This is a genomic window from Mesoplasma coleopterae, assembly GCF_002804245.1.
GTDB classification, from domain to species: Bacteria; Bacillota_I; Bacilli_A; order Mycoplasmatales; family Mycoplasmataceae; genus Mesoplasma; species Mesoplasma coleopterae.
In genome coordinates this window covers 663098-677089 of record NZ_CP024968.1, presented here as the reverse complement: position 1 = coordinate 677089, position 13992 = coordinate 663098, and the positions used below count along the sequence as shown (strand labels likewise).

Genomic DNA, 13992 nt, shown 5'->3' with positions numbered 1-13992 from the left:
AATTGATAAAAGATAGAACTTATTGTTATAATTATAAGGTATTAAAAAATACAGGAGGAAATTTAAATGGCACAATTTACAGCAGTTATTACTGACAAAATTGGATTACACGCAAGACCAGCAACTGCAATTATTTCTGCAGCTTCTAAATTTGAATCTGATGTTAAAATTGTTTCAGGATCAAAAACTGGAAATTTAAGATCAATTATGAATATCTTATCAATGCAAATTAAAAGTGGTGACGAAGTTACTATTATTGCTGAAGGTTCAGATGCTGATGCAGCTGTTGCAGGAATTAAAGAAGCAATGATTTCAGCAGCATTAATTGAAGGTTAATAAAAAATTAATTAAAATTGCTTTAAGCAATTTTTTTATATGTTTTAATTAATTAGACAAAGATAAAAAGGAGAAACATGAAAGTAAAAATAAATAAATTTAAAAACTTTATGAAATCAACAATAAATAAAGTTAAATTTCATGATGAATTACCACAAGAAGTTAAATTTAAGTTTAATGTTTTCAATCCTTTAATTGATGGAATAATATTTGCTAGTTCAGTTTTATTTGTGCCTTTATTAATTCTAATAATTTTAAAATTTACAGTAAATGCAAGCACAATTGATGATACTCAAAACATTATAAATCTTGTATTTGTTTCAGTTCAGATCATTTGTTCAGCAATTGGTTGTTTTATTTTATATAAAAGAGATAATGAGCTTTTCACTAGAACAAATGCATTTGGTATATATGCTTTTATAGTATTACCATTTTTATTTGTGATTATATTAGGTTCATTAATTTTAGGTTTATCTGGTTTAAATGGTAATAAGGTAGCTGCACAATTTGTATCAATGACACTACAAATAATTGCTGAGATAATTGTTGGAATAATATTATTCATAAAAGTACCATTTTTAAAAGATAGAATATTTTTAACTTTAAAAAAAGAATGAAAAAGAATTTTAATAGTAGTTTTAATAATGACTGCAATTTTATTTGGAACATCTTATGCTTTAAGTTTTATTGAAACACAAACAGCTAATCAATCTGCACTTGAAGATATTTATAAAAATTCTTCAATGACAGTTAAAATTTTCTATTCTATTTTACTTTTTATTTTTAGCGTTATAGTAGCACCAATGGTTGAAGAACTAGCATTTAGAGATTCAATCTTTACAGGAGTTGGAAATAAATGATTTGCAATGGTAGTTTCATCACTAGCATTTGCTATGGTTCATGTAGGTATGGGTGATATAGAAAACATTTATATTTACTTAATACCAGGAATTATCTTATCAACAACTTTTATTTATACAGAAGGTAACATAACCTATTCATGATTAGTTCATTTAGGATCAAACCTTATTACTTTTATTTTAATGATTGCAGGGAGAAACTAATGAACAAATTTATTGCAAACCAAAATGATGATAATCAAACATTATTTAAGTTCTTAAAAAAGAACTATAAAACAACACCACTTTCAGTTATTTACAAATGACTAAGAAAAGGTGATATTAAAATTAACGATAAAAGAATTAAGGATAAAGATTATATAATCAAAACTAATGATGTAATTGTAGTTTATGATAACAATAAACCAGTATTAAGAGATGATTTTAAAAAATTGTCGAATTATGATATTGATGTTATTTACGAAGATACAAATTTATTAATAGTTAAAAAACCATATAATGTTGAAGTCCATTCACCAGTTAAAACAAGTATGGATGATATTGTTAAAAATTATCTATTTGATACAAAACAATATAATCCAAGTGAAGAAAATTCATATGTAATTAGTCATATTCATAGATTAGATAAATTAACATCAGGTTTAATAATGTATGCCAAAAACAAGCAAACTCATGATGTTATGATTGAAGCAATTCAAGACAAAGATAAAATTGAAAAATACTATCGTTGTAGAATTGATGTTCCAGTTACTGAAAGCTTAGTCGCTAAAGGATGAATTAAGTATGATCCTATTATTCAAAAATCAGTTTTTAGCGAAGAATTTAGAACAGATTATAAGGAAGCAACAACAATATTTAATGTTGTTAGTTTAGATGTAACAAATGAACAAACAGAATTAGAAGTTCAAATTCTAACAGGTAGAAAACATCAAATTAGAGCTACTTTAGAATACTATGGAGCATCAATCATTAATGATTCAAGATATTCAGGAACAATTATTAACAATAATAAAATGATTTTCTTATTTGCTAATAAATTAGTGTTCAATGGTTTTGAAGGAAATTTAGAAAATCTAAATGGTAAAATTATAGAAATAGAACCAACCTGATAAGAATAGGAGGTGGAGAAATGCAACTTGAAGCTACAGCAACAGATAATGTTGTTATAAAGACATCGGCAAGAACTAGTGTATGAAGTGCATTAGTAGGAGTTGCAATTTCTTTAACTAATACTATTATTCAAATTCTTATGATTTATTGAATCTTGAGTGCCTATGGTACTGAATTTAACGGATTCGTAAGAATTTCTATGTCAGTTGCTATCATCGGAGGTACGTGTGAAGGAGCCTTGGGGATAACAACAGTTATTTTAATGGCTAAGCCAATAATGGAAAAAGATTGAATTACAGCAAATGAATCTTTCTCAACAGCAAAAAGGAAATATCGTAATAAACTTTGAAGAGGATTATTATTTGTAACATTAATTTCAATTTTATATCCACTTGAAATCGCTCTGGCACCTCATTTCTTACAAGGTGATCCAATTATGACTAGTTTAACAACACCAGCAAAAAATGGAACAATACATTTATGAGAATTAGGTTTTGTTTGTTTCTTCTTTGGATTCAAACAAGTTGTTAATTCATCAATATTTGGTATTTATGAAAATGTTCTTGAAGCAGATAAACAAAACTATTTAAGAAGAGCTATTATACTTTTCACTGACGTAATTGTTTATATGTTAATCATTTCACTGCTAAGTTGGATCAACTTTAAAGGAATTTATATTAGTCCGGTATTAGTATTTTTACCAATTGTTATTTATCCATTTATTCGTGGTTTCATGATAATGGTTTATGTAAAAAGAAAGTATCCATGAATTAAATTTTATTCAGATTTTAATGATCACAACTTAGTTAGAAAATCATCAAAATTATTCTTCTCTTCATTGGGAATTAATATTTTAATGAATGCAGACATTATTATACTTTTAGTTGTTTTAGGGGCATCAGGACTTAAAACCACATCTATGCTTTCAATTTATATGATTGTTGGTATCAATATTAGAATAATCATGTTGAACTTCATTGTTTCATTCAGAGAATATTTTATTTCTCAAATTTTAAAAGAAGGAAGAATTGAATGAAAAACTTATACTAACTATGAATTATATACGTATATAGTAGCTGCATTTAGTTTTGTTATGATTTCTATATTAACTCCATTTGTAACAACAGGTCTATTTGGAAGCGTTATAGCTAAGGATTTTGCTGGAACTGAACCAACAAGCGCAATTTATCAAGCAGAAGCTTTAAAATACATTTTTTCAGGACAAGAGTTCTCAATTTTATTTGGTTTATCAACTAGTGCAATTATTATTGTTCAAGGACAGTATGTTTTAGTTCAAGCAAAAGGAATTGAAAGTAGAACAACTAAATGATTAAATTTAATTGCTATTTGATACCTAGTAATTGCTGGATTAACTTTGGTTCTTTTATATTTCTTTGCATTTAATGCAGGAAATAAAACTAACTGAATCCCTAAAATGATTAAATATTTTTACATAATTAAATTAGTGTTCATGATGATTGCATATTTTTTCTTGTGATCATTTACATGAACTCATATAACATATAATTCATCACTAAAAAACGTATTACCTAATTTTATTTTCTTATTAGTTCCGATTATCGCAACATCTTTATTTATTAACTACGGATTAAGTAAGTTTGCTTTAATTAATATTACAATATCAGATCCTACTGGAGATGAAATTAAAGTTATTGTTGAATCTATATCTATTCCAACGATTGTTAGTGTTCTTGTTATAACAGGAATAACAAGTTTACCAATTTGTATTATTTTACCTTTAATATTTAGACCAAAAATTGGATTAAATATTATAGTTAACTTACCTATTATTAAACAAATTGTTCAAAAAAATAGTAGTAAACTTAAGATTGCTAGATTCATTGATGCAGGTATAAATGCAGAGGAAGAATCAGTACAAAATGATCAAATAATTAAATCTTTATATGATCAAATCGAAGAAAATAATGAAGTTCTTGATAATGAAAGTTATTTTGAAAAAAGATATAAATACAAAAATACACCTAAGGTTTATACTTTAAAAGGTGATGAAAAAACACCAGTAAAAACTAAAAGTAAGAAATAACTACATATCTTAAAAATAAAAGTCCTTTAAAAATTGGGCTTTTTTTGCTATAATTTTATAAGTTGATTATTTAACAAAATTAATAGATATTCAATCACAAGTGAGAATTCATTTACCCAGTGCCCAAATTAGTAAAAAGGGTGGTAGTGTTCGAATCACTTGGAAGCCTAACAAATACAAAAAAGAAGGAGTACAAACATGGCATACAAAGAAGTAACAAGAGATGAATTATCTGCTGCTGGTGTTCAATATGGTCACCAAACAAAAAGATGAAATCCAAAAATGGCACCATTTATTTATGGGTCAAAATCAAAAAACCACGTAATTGACTTAGAAAAAACTTTAATTCAATTAAGACAAGCTGAAAAATTAGTTCAATCAATCGGGGCTAAAGGTGAAAAAGTTTTATTCGTAGGAACAAGACGTTCAGCTAAATTAGCTGTTAAAGAAGCTGCATTAAGATCAGGTAACTACTACGTTAACCAAAGATGATTAGGTGGAACTTTAACAAACTTCAAAACAATCGTAAAAAGAATCAAAGCTTTATGAGAAATTGAAGAATCAGAAAAAAATGGACAATTAGCTTTAAGAACTAAAAAAGAACAAATCTTAATTTTAAAAGAAAAAGCTAACTTAGAAAAATCATTAGGTGGAATCAAACAAATGCGTAAATTACCTGCTGCATTAATTGTTGTAGATCCTAAATCAGATGAAATTGCTGTTAAAGAAGCAATTAAATTAAACATTCCAGTAATCGGACTATGTGACACAAACGTTGATCCAGATATCGTAACTTTACCAATTCCTGCAAACGATGATTTACAAGAATCAGTAAATATTATGATCAACGCTTTAGTTGACGCATTCGCTGATGGAGCTAACTTAAAATTAGCACCTTCAGTTTTAAAAACAGTTGTTGTTAAACGTGAAAGAACAGAAGGCGAAAATAACTACTCAAACAACAGAAGTTGAAATAGACCTGAAAAAACAAATAACTAATAAAATAAACTAAAAACAAAAGGAGAAAACATATATGGCTGTAAACGCACAATTAATTAAAGAATTAAGAGAAATTACACAAGCTGGTATGATGGACTGTAAAAAAGCATTAGAAGCAACAGATGGAAACATCGATGACGCTATCGTTTGATTAAGAGAAAACGGATTAGCAAAAGCTGCTAAAAAATCAGACCGTGTAGCTGCTGAAGGTGTATCTTTAGCTAAAGAAGATGACAAAAAAGTTGTTATTCTTGAAGTTAACTCAGAAACTGACTTCGTTGCTCAAAACGAAAAATTCATCAGCTTAATTGATGAAATTGCTAATGTATTATTGGCATCAGATGCGAAAACTTTAGAAGAAGGATTAGCATTAACAACAAATTCAGGTGAAACAATTGAACAAGTATTAGTAAATGCTACAGCAACAATTGGAGAAAAAATTCAATTAAGAAGATTTACTTTAATTGCAAAAGAAGCTGGAAACACAACTACTTTATACAACCATGCAAACAAAAGAGTTTCAGTTGTATTAAACTTTAAAGGAACTCTTGATGCATCAGATGCATATAACTTAGCTATGCACGTGGCAGCAATGAGTCCACAATACAAAAGTATGGAAGAAATTCCTGCTGAATTTAAAGAATCAGAGTTTAGCATCATCAAAGCTGAGGCTAAAGAAGATCCAAAATTACAAGGTAAACCTGAAAATGTTTTAGAAAACATTTTAAAAGGAAAATTATCAAAACGTTTATCAGAAATTAGTTTAGTAGACCAACAATATGTTGTTGATGAAAGTTTCAAAGTAGGACAATTCTTAGAATCTAAAAAAGTGACTTTAATTGACATGATTAGATATGAAGTTGGAGAAGGAATTGAAAAAGTAGTTACTGACTTTGCAAGTGAAGTAGCTGCTCAATTAGGTAACTAATTATGAGTTCAAAATTTTTAATTATGAGCATTGTGTTAATTGGTATTTCATCACTATTATTATTAACACTTACATTCTACTATTACCAATTTAAAAAAATTGATACTAAGTCAAAAAAATATGGTTTAATTTTACCAATCATTACTGTTTCTTTAATTTCAATTGCTGAAATTATGGGAATTGTTACTGCAGTCATTTACAAACCAGATATTTTAAATTCAAATACAGGTGCAATGATAACAACAATTATTGGAATGATTTGTATTGCTGCTTCAGTTATTTCATTGTTCTTTTTTATCCCATACTATGGGGTTGCTTTAACAAAAGAATCAATCAACTTAATTGGAGAAAAAATAGATAATAAAAACATTGTTAAAATTATTAGTGATACTAGAACACCAAATATTTTTGTTTTTTATAAACAAGGTAAAAGAGTAGTCAAAAAAGTTAAATTTAGTACAAAAATGGTTGATGCGTCATTCTTTGATGAAAAAATCACAGGTATTAAAGTTGATAGTGAAGATGCATTAGCATATCATAATAAAACAATTAGAAATAAATAACTTAAAGCACTCCCATGAGTGCTTTTTAAAAAGGAAAATATATTATGAAAAAATCAATTAAAATATTAATCGTTTTTACAATACTTGCAGGTTTTATTTTTAGTTTATCTTCATTTAAAAGTAATAAAGAAGTTGGCAAAATTGTAACAAAAGAAAAAGTTTTAATGCTAACATTTGATGATGGGCCATCTGCAACTGAAGATTGAGAAATAATGAATATTTTGGATCAATATAACGTTAAGGCTACATTTTTTATGACAGGTGTCAATTTGGAAAAATATGATAGTGATCCAGGAATTAAAAAAGTTGTTGACAGAATGATAAAAGATGGACATTCCTTAGGAAATCATTCATATTATCATAATAAATATACAAACAATCAAACACAACTTGTTAAAGAACTAAATGATGTTAATAATTTAATCAAAGGTATATATGAACAAAATGGAATTTCAATTGAAACTAAAGATATACCTATAAGAATGCCTTATTTACAATACTATAGGGGTTTAGGTTATGTTCAGAAAAAAGTTGGTAATCCTTATTGAGTTAGAGGATATTTAGGAACAGATTATTTAGGAGAAGAAACAGGGAAAGACAAAATATTAAAACAATATTATTCACATTTATCAAATGGAAAAATACTAGTTGCGCACACAAGAGAATATGCAAAAGTTTGACTACCAGAATTTTTAGAAACATTACAAAGTGAAGGATATAAGTTTGCTAACTTTACGCAAAATACAAATCATTATTATCAAAATTATGGAAAGTTAGGTAGTTAATTATGAAATACTCTGCAATAGAAATCATTCAAATAATTAGTGCTCTATTTATTGTTGTTATTGGTTTATATGTATCAATTTTTAATATTATAAAGATAAAGACTAATAAAAGTAAAAAAATAATAATCAATTTTTGAAGTGCTATTATTCTATTGGTAATTTCAATAATATTATTTATCTACACTATAATTTCTATGAATTTACTTTATAATACTTGGGTTTTATTAAACTGACTAACTTTATCATTAGAAAGTTTGAGTATTATTTTAATAATATATTTATTATTTTTTAACAACAAACAAGAAAACGTTTGTAAGACATAATATATTGCTAAGTATTCAATTATGAATACTTTTTTTATTAGTGTTTTTGGGTATAATAAATAAGATGAATGAGGTATTTTAAATGAAATATAAATATAGTACAGTTTTATTAAAACTTAGTGGTGAAGCTTTAAAAAGTGAAAATGAAATTTACAACAAAGAAAAATTGGAAGACATTGCTAAACAAATTGTTGAATTAGCAAAAAATGGATTAAAATTAGGAATTGTTATTGGTGGAGGAAATATCTGAAGAGGTAAACTTGGAACTGATATTGACATGCCACAAATCAACGCTGATTACATGGGAATGTTAGCAACAGTTATGAATGGTCTAGCTTTAGAATCAACTATCAAACGTTTAGGCTATGACAAAGTTAATGTTTATTCATCTTTACCAATTGAAACAGTGACAGATGATTATAACTTTAAAAGAGCTAGATTAAAAATGAATGAAGGTTACATTTCAATTTTTGTTGGAGGTACAGGATTCGCTTACTTTACAACAGATACTAATTCAGTAATTCGTGCAATCGAAATTGATGCTGATGCAGTATTAATGGCAAAAAATGGAGTTAAAGGAGTTTATGATTCAGATCCAAACTTAAATTCTAATGCGAAATTTTATGAAAAATTAACTCATCGTGAAATAGCTGATAAACAATTACGTGTAATGGATTTAACAGCAGCAACATTAGCAAAAGATGCAAAACTTCCAATCGAAGTATTTGACATGCAAGGACCAAATAACATTATTAAAGTTATGGAAGGTTCTTTAGAATCAACAATTATAGAAGAATAGGGGAAATAAATATGGATGAAATTTTATTATTAGCAGAACAACAAATGGAAGAAACAGTTGCTGCGTGACAAGATCACATTAAAACAATTAGAACAGGTAGAGCAAGTGCTACAATGTTAGATAAAGTTATGGTTAATTACTATGGAACTCCAACACCAGTTAACCAAACTGCACAAATCTCAACACCAGAACCTCAACTATTAGTAATTAAACCTTGAGATAAAAGTTTAATTCAAGAAGTAGTGGCTGCAATCAACAAATCAGATTTAAATTTAAATCCAGTTTCTGATGCTGAAGTTGTAAGAATTAATATTCCTGCATTAACAGAAGAAATTAGAAAAGACTTAGTTAAAAAAATGAATAAAGAATTAGAAAACTTTAAAGTGCGTATTAGAAATATACGTAGAGATTCAATTGATGCAGCTAAAAAAGATAAATCAATTAGTGAAGATGTTGTTAAAGGCATTGAAACTGACGTGCAAAAATTAACAGATTCAAATATCAAAAAATTAGATGAGATATCAAAAATTAAAGAAAAAGAATTAATGTCAATATAGAGATAAAACATTTGTTCAGCAAATGTTTTTTCCTTAGAAAGGGAAACAAAATGAATAACATAATTAATATCGTTAAAGAGGATTTAAAAGCAATAACTAAAAAAATGAATATAACAAAGGAACCAATTGTTGAAATAAACAAAAATAATATTGATAGTCATTTTTCTACAACTCTTGCCTTAATGAGTGCAAAAGAACTAAAACAAAATCCGGTTCAATTAGCAGAAACTATTAAAGAAGAATTAATGCAAAAAGATTATTATGATCAAATTGAAATAGCAGGACCTGGTTTTATTAATATTAAAGTAAAAACAGAATTGCTTTCAAGAACTATTAAAAACATAACAACTTTAAAAGAAGCATATGGTAAAAATAAAAGTAAAAATAAAATTATAAATATTGAATATGTTTCAGCAAATCCTACAGGATATTTACACGTTGGGCATGCAAGAAATGCTGTAACTGGTTCTGTATTAGAAGAAGTTTTAAAATTTGATGGTTATGAAGTGCAAACTGAATATTATACAAATGATGCAGGAAATCAAATTAATATTTTAGCTGTTACTGTTTTTGTTCATTATCTATGAGCACTGGGAATTGAAGCGGAAAAACCAGCTAATACTTATGGTGGAACTTTCTATGATGATTTAGCTAATACTATGATTGAAAAATATGGAGATAAATTTAAAAATTTAACTTTTACAGAAACTGCAATTTCTGATCCTGAAGTTCATCAAATTTTTAGAAAAGAAGCTACAGAATATTTCTTAGCTGAAATTAAAAAACAATTAAAAGATTTTGGAGTTGTAATTGATCACTATTCAAGTGAACAAGAAATGTATGATACAAATCAAATTGAAAAACTTTTAGAAGAGTACAAAGAAAAAAATGCAATTTATGAAGCTGATGGAGCTTTATGATTAAAAACAACTGAATTTGGTGATGACAAAGATCGTGTGTTAATTAAAAAAGATGGTTCCTTAACTTACATTGTTCCAGATTTAGCAACACATAATATCAGAATTGATAGAACCAAAGCTGATGTACTAATTAATATTTGAGGTGGAGACCACCATGGTTATATTCAAAGAATGAGAGCTGGTTTACAATTATTAGGTCATAATCCAGACATTTTAGAAATTGAAATGGTACAAATGGTAAGATTGATCAAGGACGGTCAAGAATACAAAATGAGTAAAAGAAAAGGAACTGCTGTTTGATTAGTTGATATTATGGAAATGGTTGGAAAAGATGCTTTAAGATATATGTTAGCATCTAAATCAAGTAGTTCACATATGGACTTAGACTTAGACCTAGTTCAACAAAAAAATGCAACTAACCCAGTTTACTATGCACAATATGCAACAGCAAGATGTCATTCAATTTTAAATCAAGCTGAACAAAAAAATATTAAAGCTAATTTAGAAGAAACAAATTTATTATCAAATAAAAAAGAAGTAGAATTATTATTAACTTTAGATAATTTTAACCAAGTAATTCAAATGGCAGCTAAGAATAGAGCACCACAATTGATTTGTGAATACATTCAAACTATATGTAAGCAATTTCATTCATACTATGCTGATACAAAAATTCTTGATGAAAAAGATTTACCAATAAGTGAAGCAAGACTAGGATTAGTTTTAGCAGTTTTACAAGTATTAACTAATGCATTTACTGTTATTGGTGTTAGTGCTTTAGAAACAATGTAATATGAATAATTGAGATTTAATTTTTGTAGTTCCTTTAATTATTATTTTAGGATTGGCCTTTTTATATTTTATTTATAAAAAACAAAATTTTGAAAAGAAGTTATTTTGGTTTTATATTCAAACATTGATTGTTTGAGTTATTAATGCAATCTTAATTCAGGAAAACTCAAACATATTAACTGAAGCATTTCATAAAATGCCATCAGCAACGGTTGTAATTTTACTATTGTTTGGTAGTTCAATGTTGTTTGCAATTTTACTTAAACCTGTTGCAACATGAATAACAGGAAAAATAAAAAGCAGAAATATTTGAATAAGAGCTTCAATTTTAGCTTCAATTATTGCATCTATGTTATTATTGATCCCTTCAAATGATGCGGTTTGATTTAAAATAATAATTATCTTACAAGCAATTATATTAGGTATTAGTATTTCATCACAGAGTTTATATTTCTTATATTTAAATGAACAAAAATATAATAGACTATTTGCCTTAAAAGTTTCATTCGCTATTGGATTTGTAATTACATTTGCAACTTTTATAGGTAACTGAATTTTAAATATGAATTATTTTGTTACAGATAAAATAATTGTTTTAAATATTTTAGTAGTTATTCTTTTGTTACTGTCATTATTAATTAGTTTTAAAAATGGTTCAGAAAATAAAAATAAAATCGGAGAATTCAGACTAGTTTTAAAAGAAGAATTAATAAAATATTCAAAATCAACATTGGTAAAATTAATCATACTTACTTTGATATTAGGTATTATTTATGGTTTTGTACAATCCCCAATATTTAGAATGTATTTTGTTGCCAATTCAAAAATTGGTAATGATAGTGTAGAATGACTTGAAACATTAGATAGAAAATACCAAGTATTATTTATTTTAGGTCAGTTTGCAATAGGATATACATTATATAAAATTATGTTACCTAAAATAGGTGTAAAAAATTTAATTTTTGCATTAATTGTTATTTCAGGTTTAACACTGTTAATTTCAACATTTGTTATTAATTCAGTATGAATAATTATTTCCAACTTAATTTTTGGATCTGCATATTTTGTTTTATTCTACATGTGATTTGGTTTTGCAATTATGTGAAACTATCGTGCATCAAAAGGTATACCAGTTACAGGCTTTATAGCTTCAGCATTACTACTTGGACAATTTTCAGTTATTTTTATTTTTAATTCTATTATTTATACAAAAACAGGATTATTTACATATCAATCAATTCAATCAATCATAACTGAAACAAATATTGAAAATATTATTGCATTTGTAAAAAACTTAAAAAAAGTTATTAGAATAATGGCTGCAGCTTTATTCTTTATAAATAGTATTTATTTATTCTTAACAGTATTATGAATAGATCAAGTGATTGCAGAGTTTATTGATTATACAAACATAAAACACATTTTTTCAGAATATGAAAAACAATCTGTGGAGAAAAAAATTAATTCAAGAATCATTATTGAATAAGGAGGAATCATGAAAAACAATTTAGAAAAATTAAGTGAGATTAAAATTAATGAAGAGCTAAATAATAAAGTTTTTCGTGATTTTATTAAGTATTTTGAAAGTAAAAATAAGTTAAAAATAAGCGAAAATCTTTTAACTAAGTTTGAATCGACAGTAAATAAAATAGCAACATATAATGATCATGAATTTGTTAAACAATCTGATTTATTTGGAATGTTATTTATAGAACAAAATGAAATAGTAAATTTTTCAGAAAAATTTAAAGAAGCTATAAGAGAAACGATGTTTAAAGAAGTTATTCATTATCAAACATTAAATTCAAACTTAAAAGATGAATTTGAAATAAAATACAATAAAAAGACTTTAACAAAAGAAGAAAAAGAACATGCCTCTAAATTAGTTAAATGAATAAGAAATCAAGTTGAAATATTTTCAAATGAAAAACTAATCAATGAAAATCCTCAACTACAAAATAAAATAACTGGTGAAGTTGTTAAGGAATTTTTCAGAGAACAAAATGAAATTTTTATAAAAATATATAAATGACATGCAAATGTATTTGAAGTAATGACTAAATAAAACAAGAAGGGAGAAATTATATGAATGAATTAAAGCTTAATGAGCATTGTGAAAAAATAAAGCAATTAATTAAAATTGTTAAAAACAAAAGAATTAAACAGTCTGAAGCTGATGATATATTATTTTTTATAGGTAATATGATTGATGAAGTAATTTTAAAAGATTCAACAATTTCTCATAGATTAAATATTAATTTAATTAAAAATAATCGAATTCTTGAAATCGACATAAAGCCAAATAAAATTATTCCTTCAACAAAAGATACTCACGAGTTTTTATATCTTTTAAAAACTCTGCTTTCATTAATGACAATTAAAAACTACTTTTTTAATTTTTATATTTATTCAGAAATTAAAATGATTGTTAATTATTACATAAACAAATCAACAAAAAATAAGTATTATGATAGTGTTAATGAACGCTTTGCAGTCAATGAATTAGAATTTCATGATCAGTTAGTAATATATAAATACTTGTATTCAATTTTTGATAAATTAATGTTTATTAATGTTTTTCTTGTTAACAAGTATAACCTTAAAACCATTGACATAAAGAGCAATTATATTTTTACAAAAGATTTCGATTCTGTATCAATGCCTTTATTTAAAACAACAGTTAGAAAATTAGCATTTGCTGAATATTTAAAAACATTAAACAAGTCTGTATCTTTCCATTATATTAGAAAGTTAAGAAATAATCTTGAACACTCTTTCACAGATCCCAAATCAAAATACAATATAGCGTTAGAAACTGAATTACTTTTTATTTTAGTATCAAGAACATTAATTCAAATGCATAGAGATTTAAAAAATGATGACGAGTTAATAAAATTAATAAAGTTAAATCAAGTTAATAAAGTTAAATCAAGTTAATAAAGTTAAATCAAGTTA

The 13992-nt window shown here is 26.0% G+C and carries 14 protein-coding genes; all 14 read left to right on the top strand.

Features of this window, described 5'->3' with window-relative positions:
- Nucleotides 1-66: 66 nt before the first annotated feature.
- On the top strand, nucleotides 67-336 hold the full coding sequence (locus MCOLE_RS03095; protein ID WP_099651410.1) for an HPr family phosphocarrier protein: 270 nt from the start codon (nucleotides 67-69) through the stop codon (nucleotides 334-336).
- Between the two features lie 77 nt (nucleotides 337-413).
- Nucleotides 414-1400 carry a CPBP family intramembrane glutamic endopeptidase gene (locus MCOLE_RS03090; RefSeq protein WP_100671343.1) on the top strand — a complete coding sequence of 329 codons (987 nt, stop codon included), beginning with the start codon at nucleotides 414-416 and terminating at the stop codon, nucleotides 1398-1400.
- Entirely contained in the window at nucleotides 1400-2308 is a 909-nt protein-coding gene (locus MCOLE_RS03085; protein WP_167373857.1) for an RluA family pseudouridine synthase, read from the top strand. Before MCOLE_RS03090 ends, MCOLE_RS03085 begins: the two co-directional genes overlap by 1 nt.
- A 17-nt stretch (nucleotides 2309-2325) precedes the next feature.
- Entirely contained in the window at nucleotides 2326-4371 is a 2046-nt protein-coding gene (locus MCOLE_RS03080) for a hypothetical protein (RefSeq protein WP_100671339.1), read from the top strand.
- A gap of 198 nt (nucleotides 4372-4569) precedes the next feature.
- Nucleotides 4570-5370, top strand: coding sequence for a 30S ribosomal protein S2 (rpsB, locus tag MCOLE_RS03075; protein ID WP_099651406.1), 801 nt, complete (start codon nucleotides 4570-4572; stop codon nucleotides 5368-5370).
- 34 nt (nucleotides 5371-5404) lie between these two features.
- Entirely contained in the window at nucleotides 5405-6298 is an 894-nt protein-coding gene (gene tsf, locus MCOLE_RS03070; RefSeq protein WP_100671337.1) for a translation elongation factor Ts, read from the top strand.
- Between the two features lie 2 nt (nucleotides 6299-6300).
- Entirely contained in the window at nucleotides 6301-6861 is a 561-nt protein-coding gene (locus MCOLE_RS03065) for a hypothetical protein (RefSeq protein ID WP_100671335.1), read from the top strand.
- 44 nt (nucleotides 6862-6905) lie between these two features.
- Nucleotides 6906-7646, top strand: a complete 741-nt coding sequence (locus MCOLE_RS03060) for a polysaccharide deacetylase family protein (protein WP_100671333.1) — start codon at nucleotides 6906-6908, stop codon at nucleotides 7644-7646.
- Between the two features lie 405 nt (nucleotides 7647-8051).
- A complete protein-coding gene (pyrH, locus tag MCOLE_RS03050; RefSeq protein ID WP_100671329.1) occupies nucleotides 8052-8768 on the top strand; it encodes a UMP kinase in 717 nt (238 codons plus the stop codon).
- Nucleotides 8769-8779: 11 nt separating this feature from the next.
- Nucleotides 8780-9325: a ribosome recycling factor gene (gene frr, locus MCOLE_RS03045; RefSeq protein WP_100671327.1), complete on the top strand. Its 546-nt coding sequence runs from the start codon at nucleotides 8780-8782 to the stop codon at nucleotides 9323-9325.
- A gap of 50 nt (nucleotides 9326-9375) precedes the next feature.
- Nucleotides 9376-11037 carry an arginine--tRNA ligase gene (gene argS / locus MCOLE_RS03040; protein WP_100671325.1) on the top strand — a complete coding sequence of 554 codons (1662 nt, stop codon included), beginning with the start codon at nucleotides 9376-9378 and terminating at the stop codon, nucleotides 11035-11037.
- A 1-nt stretch (nucleotide 11038) separates the two neighbouring features.
- The gene (locus MCOLE_RS03035; protein WP_100671323.1) at nucleotides 11039-12523 is read left to right on the top strand and encodes an MFS cation transporter; all 1485 of its coding nucleotides are present in this window, start codon (nucleotides 11039-11041) and stop codon (nucleotides 12521-12523) included.
- A 9-nt stretch (nucleotides 12524-12532) separates the two neighbouring features.
- On the top strand, nucleotides 12533-13102 hold the full coding sequence (locus MCOLE_RS03030; RefSeq protein ID WP_100671321.1) for a hypothetical protein: 570 nt from the start codon (nucleotides 12533-12535) through the stop codon (nucleotides 13100-13102).
- A gap of 20 nt (nucleotides 13103-13122) precedes the next feature.
- Nucleotides 13123-13974, top strand: a complete 852-nt coding sequence (locus MCOLE_RS03025; RefSeq protein ID WP_100671319.1) for a hypothetical protein — start codon at nucleotides 13123-13125, stop codon at nucleotides 13972-13974.
- The last annotated feature ends 18 nt before the right edge of the window (nucleotides 13975-13992 follow it).